16 protein-coding genes are annotated in these 16,107 nt (G+C 51.3%); 6 read left to right on the top strand and 10 right to left on the bottom strand.

Going from position 1 to position 16,107, the window contains the following annotated elements; genetic code table 11:
* Positions 1-22: 22 nt before the first annotated feature.
* Positions 23-280, bottom strand: a complete 258-nt coding sequence (locus tag DZK30_RS16875; RefSeq protein ID WP_118975347.1) for a hypothetical protein — start codon at positions 278-280, stop codon at positions 23-25.
* Between the two features lie 222 nt (positions 281-502).
* Between DZK30_RS16875 and DZK30_RS16870 the strand changes: the two genes are divergently transcribed.
* The gene (locus tag DZK30_RS16870; RefSeq protein WP_118975346.1) at positions 503-2,989 is read left to right on the top strand and encodes a TonB-dependent receptor; all 2,487 of its coding nucleotides are present in this window, start codon (positions 503-505) and stop codon (positions 2,987-2,989) included.
* Positions 2,990-3,309: 320 nt separating this feature from the next.
* On the opposite strand, the gene DZK30_RS16860 is transcribed toward DZK30_RS16870, so the two are convergent.
* The 3 genes from DZK30_RS16860 to DZK30_RS16850 form a co-directional block, all read right to left on the bottom strand.
* Complete coding sequence (locus DZK30_RS16860) at positions 3,310-4,494, bottom strand: beta-ketoacyl-[acyl-carrier-protein] synthase family protein (protein ID WP_118975344.1); 1,185 nt, start codon at positions 4,492-4,494, stop codon at positions 3,310-3,312.
* Positions 4,487-5,092, bottom strand: coding sequence for a beta-ketoacyl-[acyl-carrier-protein] synthase family protein (locus DZK30_RS16855; protein WP_162903169.1), 606 nt, complete (start codon positions 5,090-5,092; stop codon positions 4,487-4,489). Before DZK30_RS16855 ends, DZK30_RS16860 begins: the two co-directional genes overlap by 8 nt.
* A 352-nt stretch (positions 5,093-5,444) precedes the next feature.
* Entirely contained in the window at positions 5,445-6,218 is a 774-nt protein-coding gene (locus DZK30_RS16850; RefSeq protein WP_118975342.1) for a M48 family metallopeptidase, read from the bottom strand.
* 138 nt (positions 6,219-6,356) lie between these two features.
* Here DZK30_RS16850 and DZK30_RS16845 point away from each other — a divergent pair, with 138 nt between their 5' ends.
* On the top strand, positions 6,357-7,007 hold the full coding sequence (locus DZK30_RS16845) for a murein L,D-transpeptidase catalytic domain-containing protein (protein ID WP_205529477.1): 651 nt from the start codon (positions 6,357-6,359) through the stop codon (positions 7,005-7,007).
* 111 nt (positions 7,008-7,118) lie between these two features.
* Here the strand turns inward: DZK30_RS16845 and DZK30_RS16840 are convergent, their stop codons facing one another.
* The 6 genes from DZK30_RS16840 to DZK30_RS16815 all read right to left on the bottom strand — a co-directional run bounded on the left by DZK30_RS16840 (position 7,119) and on the right by DZK30_RS16815 (position 12,824).
* Entirely contained in the window at positions 7,119-8,042 is a 924-nt protein-coding gene (locus DZK30_RS16840) for a transporter family protein (protein WP_118975341.1), read from the bottom strand.
* A gap of 11 nt (positions 8,043-8,053) precedes the next feature.
* A complete protein-coding gene (locus DZK30_RS16835) occupies positions 8,054-9,100 on the bottom strand; it encodes a cytochrome-c peroxidase (RefSeq protein WP_118975340.1) in 1,047 nt (348 codons plus the stop codon).
* 6 nt (positions 9,101-9,106) lie between these two features.
* Positions 9,107-9,925 carry an MbnP family protein gene (locus tag DZK30_RS16830; protein ID WP_118975339.1) on the bottom strand — a complete coding sequence of 273 codons (819 nt, stop codon included), beginning with the start codon at positions 9,923-9,925 and terminating at the stop codon, positions 9,107-9,109.
* 356 nt (positions 9,926-10,281) lie between these two features.
* Entirely contained in the window at positions 10,282-10,653 is a 372-nt protein-coding gene (locus DZK30_RS16825) for a hypothetical protein (protein ID WP_162903168.1), read from the bottom strand.
* A 392-nt stretch (positions 10,654-11,045) separates the two neighbouring features.
* Positions 11,046-11,522 (bottom strand): peroxiredoxin family protein, encoded by a 477-nt coding sequence (locus tag DZK30_RS16820; RefSeq protein ID WP_118975337.1) that lies wholly within the window; start codon positions 11,520-11,522, stop codon positions 11,046-11,048.
* 6 nt (positions 11,523-11,528) lie between these two features.
* On the bottom strand, positions 11,529-12,824 hold the full coding sequence (locus DZK30_RS16815) for a hemolysin family protein (RefSeq protein WP_118975336.1): 1,296 nt from the start codon (positions 12,822-12,824) through the stop codon (positions 11,529-11,531).
* Between the two features lie 137 nt (positions 12,825-12,961).
* Here DZK30_RS16815 and nusB point away from each other — a divergent pair, with 137 nt between their 5' ends.
* The 4 genes from nusB (at position 12,962) to ribH (ending at position 15,903) form a co-directional block, all read left to right on the top strand.
* Positions 12,962-13,987 (top strand): transcription antitermination factor NusB, encoded by a 1,026-nt coding sequence (gene nusB / locus DZK30_RS16810; protein WP_240432944.1) that lies wholly within the window; start codon positions 12,962-12,964, stop codon positions 13,985-13,987.
* A 201-nt stretch (positions 13,988-14,188) separates the two neighbouring features.
* Complete coding sequence (gene yajC, locus DZK30_RS16805; protein WP_118975335.1) at positions 14,189-14,551, top strand: preprotein translocase subunit YajC; 363 nt, start codon at positions 14,189-14,191, stop codon at positions 14,549-14,551.
* A 21-nt stretch (positions 14,552-14,572) separates the two neighbouring features.
* A complete protein-coding gene (coaE, locus tag DZK30_RS16800) occupies positions 14,573-15,151 on the top strand; it encodes a dephospho-CoA kinase (RefSeq protein WP_118975334.1) in 579 nt (192 codons plus the stop codon).
* 254 nt (positions 15,152-15,405) lie between these two features.
* Entirely contained in the window at positions 15,406-15,903 is a 498-nt protein-coding gene (gene ribH, locus DZK30_RS16795) for a 6,7-dimethyl-8-ribityllumazine synthase (protein WP_240432943.1), read from the top strand.
* The last annotated feature ends 204 nt before the right edge of the window (positions 15,904-16,107 follow it).

Below are 16,107 nucleotides of genomic sequence, written 5' to 3'. Positions count from 1 at the left end.
AAAGGATTTGCCGGAACAGGGTTCAGGCATCGATGCCGCACTGCCCTTGTGTAAACGGCGGCACGGTCGTGGCATTACAGCGGGCAGTGTTTGCGCCGACACAGTTTTTGTCCCGGGTGTTATGGCATTCCCGGGGTGAGGTGGGCGAGCCGGTGGGTTGGGGGCAACCCAATAGTGTATCCTGCTGTATACCGCCGTGCACCTGATTTGCACCAGCTGAAAGAGAAATGATTTTCTTTTTGATCAGGGATAGCCTGTTGCCTGTGTTTTTCTTTTTCATGTGTCTTCTTTGTGCGCTAAGGTAGTGCCGTTACCGCCGTACGGCAATAGACGCAAATCTGTATTTTGAATACTGCGGGTTTACCCTGAATACCGGCTGGCAACGGCATTTGTACTGCTGATGTTAGGGACAAAACGCCTTTTCAGAATATACTTCTCCCCCTTTTGGCGGTAGCGGCTATAGCCGGGACATTGGTAACTTTGCCGGGAATAAACCCTAAATATGACGAGACTATTACTCGCCATAGCGCTGACCTGCTACCTCTCCGGCGCTATGGCTCAAACTGGGAACCCGACCGGGAATGCTACGACGCAGCAACAGGGTGGGGTTACCGTATCGGGGACCATTAAAGATTCGGCTGCCAACCAGGTATTGGAATTCAGTTCTGTGATGCTGATCAAAAAAGGTGAACAGGCTTCCGATGGCATCAATTCAGACAGTGCGGGCTACTTCGCTTTCCGGAATGTACAGCCGGGCGAATACACATTAAGCGTTTATTATGTCGGTTATCCCAAACTGGAACGCACCGTCGTTGTGGAACCTTCCGGAAAAGACCTTGCGCTGGGCATTGTCAATATGAATGCCGGCAATACGGCCCTGAAGGAAGTGCAGATCGTCGATTACCGTCAGCTGGTAGAGCAGCGTCCCGATGGTATGGTTTATAATGCCGACAAAGATATTACCAACAAAGGCACTACCGCCGATCAGCTGCTGCGCAAGGTGCCTATGGTAACTGTAGACCTGGAAGGCAATGTACAGCTGCGTGGCAGCCGCAACATCAGGGTATTGATCGATGGCAAGCCTTCGACGCTCATTGCTTCGAGCGTTAAGGATGCTTTGCGCCAGATCCCGTCGGACAATATCAAATCGGTGGAGGTCATTACGAGTCCCGGCGCGCGCTATGATGCCGAGGGCGCTGCAGGCGTGATCAATATCATTACGAAGAAGAATGTAATGAAAGGGCTTAGCGGTTCGGTATTCGGCGCGCTTAGCTATAATGCGCCGCAGCAACTGTTGACCGGTCATGGCGGATTCAACCTCAATTACCGCAATAAGAATTTTGGCCTGGGCCTGAATGCAGGCGCCAGCCGCTGGGAAATGGTGATCGACATGATGTCGGAGCGAACCGATTTTCCCCGCACCGACTCCCAGGCAACCCTGATCCAGAAGACTATATTCAACGGTGGCGGCAATTTCTACTGGAGCCGCCTTAATGCCGATTACCAGATCGACTCGCTGCAATCCATACAGGCCGGCATCAATTATAACCCCGGCAACTGGACACAGAACACACGCCTGTTCAACCACTTTGCGCCCGTCGATACGGCCGATTCACGCCGGAATACCTATTCCGAGTCACCCCGCGACAATATAGGATTCGATGCGGCCTACTCGCTTAAGTTCCGCAACAATCCCAAACGAACGCTGGATATCCTCGCGCAATATTCCATTAATTCGACTACTTCAAAATACGAACTGGAAGGGAAGGGGATGACGGACGATGCTGTCAACTATAAAGAGCGTAATACGAACAAGAACCATAACAACGAGTTTACCATACAGGCCGATTATGTACATCCGCTGAAGAATCCGAAGCAGAAGATCGAGACGGGGCTCAAATACATCAACCGGAATATCTCAAGCGATTACGAGCTGGAGTTCTGGACGCCTAATGCTACCGATTTTGCGGTAGATCCGCTCAGGACCAACCGGCTGGGTTATGTGCAGCAGGTGGGCGCCGCTTATGCGCAATTCTCGACGCCGCTCAGCAAAAAGCTGAGCATGATTGCGGGCGCACGTTATGAGTTTACCGATATCAAAGGCCACCAAGAGGAAGCAGGTAGCGCATTCAAAACGCAATTCAACAACCTGCTGCCCAATCTTAGCTTTGCTTATGGCCTTAGCGATTACAGCAAGCTGAAATTGTCTTACAATATGAGGATCGAACGGCCGTCCATCGACTATGTGAATCCTTATATCAATTACAGCGACCGGTACAACCTGACGCAGGGCAACCCGCTGCTGGTGCCGGAAAAGACACATAATATCGAGTTGGGCTACAGCACTTTTTTCGGCAATACCAGCCTCAACTTCTCCTCATTTTACCGCTACACCGGCAATGGGATCGAGAACGTGACCGCCGTAGATGCGGATAACGTAAGCCATACGACTTACCAAAATGTGGCGAAGAACAATACTGCAGGCCTTGATTTTTTTGGGTCGGGAACCTTCTTCGGCCGCTGGATGGTCAATCTCAATGGCAGCCTCTATTACAAAATGCTGAAGAGCCCCTCGCTGAATATTGAAAATTCAGGATGGCAGTATACCGCCAGCATGTACACCAGCTTCAAGCTTTCGGAGCGCTTCTCCATTGCCGGATATGCTATGTACAACGGCAACCAGATCCAGCTGCAGGGTTACCAGACCACCTGGTATTACTACTTCCTGGGCCTACAGGTGACCGTGCTTAAAGGCAAAGGAACGCTCAACCTGGCCGGTGAGAACTTCTTTACGCCTGAAGTGCACATGACCACCAAGTACCAATACCAGAATGCCGATTACGAAATGCATTCCACCTATTATGGCCGCGGTGTGCGCTTGTCTTTCCAGCTCAACTTCGGGAAAATGCATTTTATGCAGCAGAAGAAAGTAGACAACAATGACCTGAAGAGCGGCGGTAATGGTCAGCAAAGCATGGGTGGTCAGTAGCCATAAAGAATAACCATAAAAGAGAAGCCGGGACTGCAACACGTTCCGGCTTTTTGCTTTTTCAGGTAATTTGTTTCAGCAAATCATTTTCCCGCTGCGGCGCTGCGACGCTGCGAGATGAAACATCATGGCAAAAAGCGTGTAGGACGTAAGGGCAATATAAACACCCGACAGTATTATAACGATGATGAGACAAATGGCCAGGAACCGTGTCCAGCGTATGGTTTCCAGCAAATGAGCTTTGGCTGTTTCATCCAGGCTGCTCTCGAAGAGCTCAGGGTTTTTGTTGCAGTATAAAGGAAAAATAAGATCGCTAAAGATTAAACAGCCGACAATACCAGGGAAGAGCAATTGCCGCCGAAGCCAAAGGAATTGGACAGCACATGCTTTACCAGCAGGGACTGCAGGGCCGTTACCGGTTGCCAGCGCAGGCTGCTGATGGGTGTGGTCATGCGCAGGTGCGGCAGGCATATCTGCTCCTGCAGGCTCAGCAGGGAGAAAACCGCTTCAACGGCTCCAGCCGCGCCAAGGGTATGCCCCGTGAAGGCCTTGGTGGAGCTGGCAGGCGGTACCTGGTCAAACACGGCCTGCACAGCAGCGCCTTCGGAGGCGTCGTTGTTCTCGGTACCGGTACCGTGCAGGTTAATATAGCTTACCTGGTCCGGGGCAATGCCGGCCTGTGCGATCGCTTGCTTCATGGCCAGCTGGTTGCCCTTGCCTTCGGGCGACGAGGCTGTTTGGTGATGCGCATCATTGGCATTGGCATAGCCGGAAACAATAGCCCGGGGCTGCACGCCCAGCTGCTGCATAGCCTTCTCGCCTGCCAGCACGAGGTAGGCCGCGCCTTCGCCCAGGTTGAGCCCCCGGCGATGCTCGTCGAATGGACGGCACAATTCCTTATCCAGGATCATCAGCGAGTTGAAGCCGTTCAGGGTAAAGCGGGACAGGCTGTCGGCGCCGCCTGCGATCACAATATCATAACGATCGTTTTCAATAAGCTTAGCGCCCATCATAATGCTGTTGGCCGAGGAGGAGCAGGCCGTGCTGATGGTGGTGCTCCAGCAGGACAGGCCCAGCGCCTGCACCGTAAGCTCAGTGATCGCGCCACATTCATGATGACGCACTGCCTCCAGATCGCCGGCCTGTTTATCCTTTCTGAAAGCTGCGTAAAACGATTCGGTAAGGTCCATGCCGCCCACAGTATTGGCCGAAATGAAGGCGATGCGCAGTCCTGCTGCCTTATCCGCCAGCGGCTGCCAAGCCTCTTGTGCCGCCATAATGCTGAGGAGTGCGGTGCGCGGCAGCCGGGTGTCAGCGCCGGTGCGGCGGCCAAGGTCATCATTGCTTAGCTTTATTTCGCCTACCGGCAACCTATGTTGCGTCAGCAGCAGTTCGGGGAGGCCTATGCCGGCGAGGCCTGCTTTTAGCGAAGCCAGGTTCTCAGCTACAGTATGACCAATACTCGTAACGATGCCGCTGCCGGCTATATAAGCATGATTAGGCATAATTGAAAATTTGTTCCAACACGGGAAGGTGAAAGGGCAGGGCGTTGCCATCTGCCGGCCGGTCCTTGCTTACCCACAGCATGGTAGCAGAAAGCTTATCTGCTGCCGCTTCGATATGTCCGCAAAGACAAGCTTCCGTTCCCCTGTGCTGCAACAGATCGCTCACATAAAAGTCCAGCCAGGCGGGATCGGCGCTTTCAGAGATCGTACACATCTGCTCGCCTTTAAAACCATGGCGGATATCGATCTCGCCCAGCATGATATTGGGCAGGGTGTAGACAAACAAAGAGGGGCTGGCCAGTGTTTGCCGGCTTTCATCAAACCTATGGTCTACCTCCAGGCAGCCCGAGGCGCTGCTAAGCACGGTAGCGGTCTTGTCGCGATCAACCGTTAGCGCAATAGGCAATGCCCATTCCGCTGCGAGGAAAGCCACACGGCTCAGGATATCCATCTTGAAAAATTTGGGATAGCCGATGCCGGACTGCTGGTATAGTGCCAGGGCAATGGCGTGGATGTCCTGCTCCGCCGTTTCGTAAAGAAGATGACCATCACGCAGCACCCGTTGCTGCCGCCATTGTATGTAGTGCTGTAGGTACAAAGTAAAGCGTCTGTTTTGCCGGATAGGTAATTCAGGTAGCAAAATAACGCAATGGAGGGATCATAACAAAATCAACTCTTCTGCTGAAAAAAGGTTTCTTCTCCGTTGTGACCGTAACGGTTTTCCCTTATGGCGAAGCAGCGACGCCGCAAATAAAATAGATTGACTACTCCAATATAGGAAACATGAGTCAAATTCGTCCTGATAACGACTGCTGAGCCCGTCGAAGCACCATTTATAGCTGTCCTTTACCTTCGGTGGAAAAAGTTCGGTATGCTCAAGGATAATAAAGACAAAAAAGGACTGCCCTGGCAGAGGCAGTCCTGGTATTGAAAAGGAATGACAGACACGCTTATTTGTACAGTCCGTCTTTCTTAGCTTTTTCTTCCACTGCTTTGGCGCGGGCGCCACTGTCGGGGTGAGAGCTCATCATTTTTTCCATATTGCTCTGCTTGGCGCCAGAGCTCAGGGACTGCAGCTTTTTGAAAGCGCTGGCCATAGCCATTACATTGTACTGGTGTTTTTTCATGAAATCATAGCCATAATCATCGGCTTGTGACTCCTGCTTGCGGCTGTACTTGGATTCCAGCATGGCGTTAGCCATCGCGCCCAGCTGGCTGTCGGTCAGGTTGGATACCACACCTGATTGCGAGCCGGCGGCGTCGGCAACGGCAGCGCGTTTATAGGCGTCGCGGATCGCATCGCGGGTATCGTGGTTCTTCACATGGCCGATCTCGTGGCCGATCACCGCGAGCAGCTCTTCGTCGCTCATCATATCCATCAGCGAAGAGAAAACGCGGATGCTGCCGTCGGCGCAGGCAAAGGCGTTGATGTCCACAACCTTGTACACTTTGTAATTGAGGGTAAGACCATCTTCGTTCTTGTGCTTGCCAAAGATCTTGTTCAGGCGTACGGTATAAGGATCGTTGTCTGCTGCTACCGGGTTATTCTTATCCATCCAGTCAACAGATTCCTTAGCCAGTTTGGCGGCATCGGCATCACTGAAAGTGGCGGCTTTTACACCTTTTTCGGCGGCGCCTATGGATTTTGTGTTTAGCTTGAATTGGGCATGTGTCACGCCCGTAGCGATGGAAAGTACCATCAGGGTAAAGATAGATTTCTTCATGTTTTTTGTTTTATGATGCAAATTGTCCGGCAAAAATGCAGTAAGGTTTTGAATCTACACTCATTTTTAGATAGGTTTTGCAATTCGGATATTACCTAACTTCGGAAAAGAAGACTTCATTTTTTATTCTTGACCCCTGTGTTTACCCGTATCTTCAATAGCCTGATACTGCTGTTTTTGCCCTTTTATATCGGTTGCGGCGCCGGCGCAGCCGGTGAGTCGACATATTCTACCGGGCTTGAGACGCCTTTCAGGCACATCGATGTGCAGCATTTCCGGCAGCAGGCCCGCCTGGCAAAGCCTTTTTGTGCCCGGGAAGGCATGAATACCCGTATCTGCCTGCTGGCCGATATGAATATTCATTCCGGTAAGGCACGCTTGGTCGTTTGGGATTTTAGTAAGGATACCTTTGTCGTGGCCGGCCTGGTAAGTCATGGCTGCGGCGCCGGTCCCTGGGGCAAAGACCGGAGCCGGGAACGGCCGGTATTCAGCAACCGTCCCGACAGCCATTGCTCTTCGCTGGGCAAATATAAAGTGGGTAAGCGGGGCTATGGCGAATGGGGAATCCACGTCAATTACCTGCTGCACGGTCTGGAACCCACCAACAGCAATGCGCTCGCCCGGCAGGTCGTGCTGCATGGCTGGGATGCCATCCCGGACCAGGAAGTGTATCCCGACGGCACGCCCGAAGGCTGGGGCTGCCCTGCTGTATCCAATGCCTATATGACTACGCTCGATTCCCTGCTGCGCGGCAGCAAACGCCCGGTACTGCTGTGGCTGTACCGCTGACGATGCCTCATGGTAGTAGAGAGGTTGCATGCAACCCCATGGTAGATACGTTGCATATATGTTCAATGGTAGAGACGTTGCATGCAACGTCTCTACCATTGAACATAGGGATCAGAACATCAACGACAGGTGCAGCATCATGCGGTTCTGCGCCTTGACCACACCGGCCGCCAGGTTTTGATCCAGCACCGGCTGCCAGTTGCCGCCCAGGGCGATCTTCCGGTACTGTAATTCTGCGCCCAGAGTGCCGTACAGGGCATAGCCACCGGAGGTATACACGCTGTAACCTTCGTTAAGATCCTGCGCCGACCGCTCGTAGCTCATACCCAGGTTGGGAGCAACTGTGGCCTGTTGTTTGATCCGGAATTTGTAATACAGCTGGGCATTGCCGTTCCATTTATTACCATAGTCATAGTCGTAGTGGTTGGCTGTATTGTACTTATAGCTGGCGCTCAGGTTGAGGCCCGCATCCTGCAGCCGGATGTCGTACATGCCGGTGAGCAGGAAGTCGAAGCTACCGGTACCCAGCTGGAACAAGTTGGCGCTTTTGCCCGATTCGTCCATGTCCAGCGGCTCGTACTTGCCTGTCGGCAGCTTGACGCCGCCGCCGATCCAAAGGTCCTGGACCAATAGCTTACTGCCACCCAGCGTACTTCTCCGGCTCAGTAAATGGTAAAAACCCTGGATGTTGATATCGCCCAGGCCGGTCTTGGAATCATTTTCCTCCTGGCTCCTGCGGGTATCGTAGCCCAAGGGTACGGAGGCCATCAGGCGCACCTTATTACCAAAGGTCCAGCCGCCCCACAGCTCGGCCGTGTGATAACGCTCGCTGGCGGTAAGATAGGAGGCAATACCCTCAGGCGCCACATGTGTCAGCACACTGTTGTAGCGATACCGTATGCCTATGATCCTGGTGGTGAAGTCGGGCAGGATACCGAGGTAGCTGCTGCCTGCGCCGCAGCCGCATATATCGCAGGCCTGTACATAGGGGATGCCGGCCAGCAAAAGACAAAGTAAGAGCAATCCTTTTTTCATCTGTTTGATGTTTATTGTTCAGAAAGTAAGCGGTCCGTCACGAATTGTTTATCGTTAAGGGTGTTGAGGAAAGCCAGCAATTGCTTCTTTTCCGTCGCCGTAAGCGGGATGCCTGTTACGCCGTTCTGCTGCAACAGCGGATCAAGGTTGGGCGTATGCTTCACTTGTTCCGAATACTGGTCCAGCACGGCTTCCAGCGTATAGAAGCGTCCATCGTGCATATAGGGCGCTGTATACGCCAGGTTGCGCAGGCTGGGCACCTTAAACCGGTACAGATCAGCCTCGTTGAGGGTTACAAGATAGCGGCCGCTGTCGCGGTTGTAACCGATACCGATACCATTGTCCCTGAAGGAATGATCGGTGAATAGCGGTTCGGTATGACAGGCGGCGCACTTCTGCCTGAATAAAGCATAGCCCGCCGCTTCGTCATTGGTAAAGGCCGGCCCCTCTTGCCGCATCACGCTGTCATATTTGGCATTGCTGCTCACACAGAGTAACATGAATTGCGACAGCGCTTTCAGGAAATTGGCCGAAGTGATCTCTTTACTGCCAAAAGCCTTTTCAAACAAGCCGGGATAATCGGGATGCGCCTGCAGCTTGGCCAGCACATTGTCCACCTTTTCATCCATTTCCTCATGCGCTGTAATGGGCGCTACAGGCTGCAGGTCGAGGTCGAATATGCCTCCATCCCACATGAACGAAGTGTTCCAGGCCAGGTTCATGATGGGCGGCGAATTACGCTTGCCCAGACGGTCGTCGATACCATGACTGATGTCGTGCCCATGATGTGTAAAGCCCGCCGACTGTATATGACAGCTGCCGCAGCTGACGGTATTGTTGCGGCTTAGTCTGGGTTCGTAAAACAGCCTGCGACCCAGCTCAAAACCTTCCCGGGTCACCGCATTGGTATTGAAATGATAGGCCGGTTCGGGAAAATTGGCCGGCTTTACAAAACCGGGAAAGGCAATTTCCAGCTGCTCCAGCACTTCCTTGCGGCAGGCAGCCAGCCCCATGAGCAGCAGCAGCGACAGGCCAATACCTATTTTTCTCCTGTCCATGATCCTTTAATTTTCGGTGTGATCATGGCGGAACATCTGGGCATAGTTGTTGGCAATGTTGACGCTGTAGTCGCTGAACATAACCTCGGGGTTAGCGGCAATGCTTACCGTAGTGCTGCCGCTCAATACTTTGCTGATGTCTACCATCAGGTGTATATTGGCCTTCCGGTCTTTCCGGGGCTTCGCCACACCTCTTTCGCTCAGATCCAGTGTAATGGTCTTGATATTATTGATCGTGGGCGCATTGTATCCGCCGAAGCCGCCGATATGGTAGCGGAACTTATGCTGCCCGCTGGGATCAACCGGCGCAGCATCCGACAAGCCTTCCATCTTAAAGAAGATATAGCCGCTGTTCCAGCCCCAGTACATACCATCGGCCATACTGCCTGAAGGATCGAGCACACCGGTGCGTTTGCTCACATCCATGGTGCTGCGCAGACTGTCGACACCTACCGTGAATGTAAGCGTAGTGTAATCGCCTTCGGGTACGTTCACTACGGCATGCGAAAGATCTTCGTCGCCTTCTTTAATGAGAAAATAGCTGCTGTCCTGGGGTACCACATATTCGGTGCCATCGGCTTTACGCACCTTGATATTGCTGATGAAGTACTGAAGCAGGCTGACGGAGAAAGACTCGCCGGCCGCATCGGTATAAGAGCCGGTATTGAGGTAGAGGTTTTGCCCGCCCACGATATTGTCAAACTCGATGGAAAGCGGCGCCAGGTTCTGGTCGTCGAATCCAGGTTCGTTCTTTTCTTTTTTACAGGAAGCGAGTACGAGCAGCGCCGCGAAAGCAAGGGTAATAATTTTATAAGCAGATTTCATTTGGATCTTGTTTGTTGAAGCATTAAAGGAGATGAAAATAAAAGAGCGTATCGCTCAGATCGTGTCCTCCTCGATTTTTCTTTATACCATGGCATACGCTTGGCAAGATGGCATGCGGGGTAGCCACAGGGAATAACATACCCCGCCGACGGCCGCGGAACGGCATCGATGATAGCAGCAGCGCCCAGCCTGGACCGCAGCTGGCAGGCGGCCGGGACAAAGCTTCGTTACCGCATCAAGTTACCTTACGATGAAACATGGGCGCGGCAATACGATACAGGAATACCTGTTACGAAAGCATAGCAATACCTGGCTTTATAGCCAAAGCCATTCAAAGGAAAAGAAAGAGAAGGAGATTAGGCCGCATTGGGCGGATGAAAGCAGCTGCGGGACATATCGCGGGTATGCCCGATAGCCAGGGGATAAACGTGCTCCTTAAGCGCTAAGGGAAAGTACTCGGGTTGAATGCGGAAAAAATGATCCTGCAGGATAAGGACGGTTTCGTAAGTGGTGCTTTTCAGCGGATCTTTCTGATCGCGCTCTTCTTCGGCCTTGATCTTTTTGGCCATCTGGCACTTACCGTCACAATGCAGCTGGGGGCGGGCTTTATTTACGCAATAGCGTTCGTAAGCCTGTTTGTTGGTAAAATAGCTGAGCACAATGATACCCTTGCTCATCGATTGAGTGAGCAGGGCAGCAATGAGCACTATGATTACCGGAACTCTCAAAGGGGTAGATGGTTTGGCTTGTCTGTGTAGAAAAAGACCTGATATCCGGGTGCAAAGATAGGGGAGAAATCACTTACCGCTCAAAATCTTTTTAATTGCTATCCATCCTGCAGGAAACCCTTGTCTGCAGCAAGAATGATATGCTCTTGGTATTGCGAAAACCTGAGCTCGGCAAGCTTGTACTTCATAGATCAACATGAAGCTGATACGTGAATCCTTTGTCCCAAGTACACTTCCCTAAGTCCCATGACCATTCATGGCCCGGGTGCGGGGCTACCCAAAAATAGCGGAGCATTATTTTTGGGGCTCCTTTTTGGGTTACTTTTTTGGAGAAGCAAAAAAGTAACGAAGATAGAGATACTTAAAGCGTTGTACCGCCAACTGAAAATGCCTCAGCGTACCGCCAGCATTTTCTTTACAGTAGCCGCCGTGGGCAGCTCGTCGAACACGGCCTTCTGTATGCCGTTCTTATCGTACAGCACAATGAACGGTAGCTTCGTGAATTCGAACCAGCGGTGCATAGATTGCGTATGATCCTGCATCACGCGCAGGTTGCCGATATCGTAGAGTCCCATCATGTCCTCGAAGGTGCGCAGGGTGGGGATAGGCTCCGCACTCACCATCCAAATAGTAGCGGGATATTGACGGGCTGTGGTTTTCAGCTGCTGCGCTGTATGCTCGCAATGGTCGCAGTCGGAGCGGAAATAGAGCAGCATCAGCGCTTTGCCTTTGGGAATATCTTTATTGCTTACAGCAGCTTCCTCCGTGTCTTTGAAATGCATGTCGGGCGCCGTCTTCTGCTGTGCGGTCACATCGATGCTGATGAACAGGCAAACCCAAAGCAGCGGCAGTATGTATTTGCGGATCATGGGAGCTTAATGGTTCAGTATTTTCAGCTTTACGGTCTCGATGCGGGTATCGGTCACCATCAGGATCTCAAACTCATAGTTGTCGATAATGATGCGTTCCTTCTGCTTCGGTATCATTTCATGATTGGTGATGATGAAGCCCGATAGGGTGTCCGCTTCGTCGGAAGGAATATCCAGGTCGTATTTTTCATTGAGATAATCTACTTCCAATCTCCCGGAGAAGAGGTATTCGTTGTCACTGATCTGCTTCTCGGTAAACTCTTCGGTATCGTATTCATCCTTGATGTCGCCAAAGACCTCTTCCAGCACATCTTCCATGGTGACGAAGCCGGCGGTGCCGCCAAATTCGTCCACTACCCAGGCGATGCTCTTCCGTTCCTTGGTGAACTTGTGCATCAGGTCGATCGCGCTCATGGTTTCCGGTACGGTAGGAATGGGGTGGAGTATCTCCTGGATCGTTTGTGGGCGGCGGTTGAGGTCCAGGTGATGGGTATAGCCCAGCACAGTGTCCAGTGTTTCTTCGTAGATCACGATCTTGGACAACTTGGTATCGACAAATTTGTCGCGCAGGTCCTTCACCGAAGTATTGATATCGGCGGCGGTCGTTTCGTTACGGGGCGTCATGCATTTGCGCACCTTCACTTTGGTAAGGTCGAGTGCACGTTCAAAAAGCTCTTTGTTGGCCTCGTCGAGGTCTACAGCATGGCCGTGTGTAGCATGCCTCAGGAACTGCACAGTATTGGTACGCTCAAAAATGCTTTCCTTCTTGTTGATGCGCACATTGAACAGGTATTTCAAAATAAATTCCGATACGCCGATAAAAACGGTAGCAAAGGGCGCCGTAATGTCGCAAATGATATTGATGAACTTGCTCCAGGTATTGAGCTTGGCCTCCGGGTGGAATTCGAAGCTTCTTTTGGCAATGATGCCGATAGTGCCCAGTATGATAAAGGTCACCAAGACAAAATCAATGGCCAGGTGCAGGTAAAAGGCAGGGTTCTGGTAATTTTCAAAGCGGAGGTTGAGACCTGTGCGCGACAGATATTTTTCTTCCAGCATGGTGGTCAGCTTGGAAAAGAAAAAGCAAAAGCAGACCAGTACGATATAAAAGCCGATCACGGTGGCGCTCCAGAAACGTTCGGGATAATCGAAGAAGGAGCCTAGTATTCTGCCCGAAGCACGGCCCTGCTTCCGTTTAAGCTCAATGGTAAGCTTGTTGGAAGCGAGATACGCGTATTCAACGCCGGTAAAGATGACGATAAGCAGCAGGCAAAAAAGGATGAGGGCGACAGTGACGCTCATAGATTGTGATGTGGTAGTGTGTGTTCTGACAAAAATAGGTTTTTTACCAGAATAATCATGATGCAGGCCTTTCGCGTCGAAATACTATTGGGTGAAAACCGGCCGGCGCTAAGGGATTGGAGGGGGAAAATTTGAGCATGAGATCCCGTTTTTTGTCTATGCCCGCCGGAATGCGTACCTTCGCCTCCTTTTCTTCAAATATGATCAGTCGCAGAAATATCAGGGTCAAAGTAATGCAATCGCTGTATGCCCTGGAGGCTTACGCCGAAAATCCTTCCGGTGTAGAAAAGGAACTTTCTACCGACCTGCCCGCCCTCGAAAAGAACGGGATCAAGGTGCTGGTGGAAAAAATACAACGTTCCTCCGACCTGTTTGCGCTGATGCTGCTCTATGTGAGCAAAGTGGCGCAGTTTTCCGAGACCAGTGCCCGGCAGCGGGCTTCCAAGTACCTGCCTACACAGGAAGACCTGGAGGTGAATACCAAGATCGCCGGCAATACTTTTCTGTGGGAACTGCTGGGTAACGCCACCTTCCTGGAAAAAGTAAAGGAAGACAAGCTGGAGCGTTTTATCGATGAGGAATGGGTAAAAAAGATCTACCAGTCGCTGGTCAGCTCGGAGCCTTATAAGGAGTATACGGCCGAGCAAAGCCGCAATGCTGCCGGTGAAAAGCAGATCATGCAATACATATGGCGTACAGCAATGCTCGGCAACGAGGATTTCCAGGAACATACAGGCGACGAGTGGAGCGGCTGGGAAGATGATAAGGAGATGGTGGTGATGCTGATCGACAATTACTTCCGCAGCCCTAAAAATGTTAACTTCCTGCAATTCATTTCCGCCGAAAAGCGGGAATACGCTTATAGCCTGCTCAAGACCGTATTGCAAAAAGATGCGCACCTCATGGAGCTTATCCGTCCCAAGCTGAAAAACTGGGATGCCGAGCGGGTAGCGCAGATCGATATGATCCTGCTGAAAATGGGCGTGTCGGAACTACTCTATTTCCCCACTATTCCTACCAAGGTAACGATCAACGAGTATATCGAGATCGCCAAGAACTACAGCACACCGCAAAGCGGACAGTTTGTGAACGGGGTACTGGACAACCTGCTGAAAGAGTTGCTGAGCGAGAACAAGATCCGTAAAATAGAACGTACAAAATAACCGGCTGATACGCATAACGATCGTATTCGTCTGGTTTATAAGGTTAAAGGGCAGGGGCGGCAGCACATCCGGCTCTTTGCCGGCGAGGATGCGCTCCTGGTCTACATAATTGATACAAGGCAACATTAACAAGAGGGCGCCTATGGTCGCCTGCATTTTTCTCCGTACCTTTGCACCTCAATTCTAAAAATTAAGTTTAAAATGACAACAACCTTTGCAAGTGTTATGCTTCAGGCACAACCGGGCGGTGGGGCAATGATGCCGATCATGCTGGTGGGTATGATCGTGGTGATGTACTTCTTTATGATCCGTCCGCAGCAGAAGCGTGCAAAAGAGCAGAAGAAATTTGCCGAAAGCACGGGTACCGGCGATAAGATCATTACCACTTCCGGTATTCATGGCCGTATTATACGGACCAATGAAGACGGCACGATCGTGATCGAGATCGACCGCAACACCAATATTACTATCGAACGCCAGGCTATTTCCATGGAAATGACCCAGGCTTACTTGAAGCGTACCGGTCAAACTACCGCCGCTTCTTCTGTAGCAGCAGTAAAATAATTTGATTACGAGCTTATCCCTATGCTGAAAGTAGGATTGACCGGCGGTATCGGATCGGGCAAAAGCCTGGTAGCTGAGCTGTTCAGCCTGCTGGGTGTTCCGGTGCTGCATGCCGACGATACGGCAAAATACTTGATGGAGCATGATGCCCGGCTCAGGCAGGAGATCAGCCGCGTATTTGGTGAAGAAGCTTATCAGAACGGCCGGCTCAACCGGCCGTTTTTGGCATCCATGGTTTTTGGCAATGAAGAAAAGCTTCGCCAATTGAACGGCCTGGTGCATCCTGCCACCATTGCTTACAGCAATGCCTGGGCCCAAAAGCAGCAGGCGCCTTATGTACTGAAGGAAGCTGCTATCTTTTTTGAAAGCGGCAGCGATAAGGAAATGGACAAAATGATCGGTGTCTATGCGCCTTACTCCCTGCGGCTGCAGCGGGCTATGCAGCGGGATAATGCCGGCGAAGAGGCGATCAAAGCGCGTATGGATAAGCAGATGAATGAGGAGGAGAAAATGAGCCGCTGCGATCATATTATCCGCAACGACGGTACCCTGTCTGTTATTGAACAGGTGCTGGCGCTGGACAAGTTGCTGCGGGGGTAAATTTCAGGTATCAAGAGTCAAGTATCAGGTATCAAGTATTACGTATCAAGTATTACGTATTACGTATTACGTATCAAGTATCAGGTATCAAGTATCAGGTATCAAGTATTACGTATTACGTATCAAGTATCAAGTACCTAATACCTAATACGTAATACCTAATACCTACAATCGCTTACATTGATTCCTGTCTCTTGCATCTAATATCTAAAGTCTAATATCTAACGTCTAACATCTAACGTCTCACATTTCACATGGCTCAATCTTCTGAAAGCAGCACTTTGCTTGATATCACCGGTCTGGATGATATGGACAATCCCAGGGTGGCGATCGTGGCTACCGAATGGAACGATAAGATCGTTGCTGCGCAGATCGCGGGCGCAAGGCGCGTTGCCGGAGAAACCGGCGCGGTGATCTCGCACGAGATATATGTACCGGGTAGCTTCGAGCTCCCTTTTGCCTGCAAGGCGGTATGGGAAAGCCGAGAAAGTCTTACGGAAGCGCCCGAGGCGATTATCGCTTTCGGCGCGGTGATCCGTGGGGGGACGCCGCATTTCGAATATGTGTGCAAAGCGGTAACCGAAGGTATTTTGCAACTGAACCTGAGCTTGCCTATACCGGTGATCTTTGGCGTATTGACCCTGGATACGGAAGCGCAGGCCTGGGAACGCCTTGGCGGCAGCCATGGACACAAAGGCGAAGAGGCAATGATCGCCGCGCTGAAGATGATCAAGATGAAGAACAGCCTGTAAGCTGGGAAATCCAAGGTCAAAATACTAAGTTCCAAATTCCAAAGCATAGTTGGCAGTTGGCAATTTCCAGTGATAGTTGGCAATTTTCAAATCTTAAATTCCAAATTCCAATTTTCAAATTCCAAGGTCCCAATCTCAATACTCAAATCTCAATACGCAATACTCGCGCTCATCTTTTGCGCCCTTTGCGGTTATCTCTTGGTG

This window comes from Taibaiella koreensis (assembly GCF_003545715.1).
Taxonomy (GTDB): domain Bacteria; phylum Bacteroidota; class Bacteroidia; order Chitinophagales; family Chitinophagaceae; genus Taibaiella; species Taibaiella koreensis.
The sequence above is the reverse complement of the archived record's forward strand: the minus strand, read 5'-3'. Positions and strand labels throughout refer to the sequence as shown.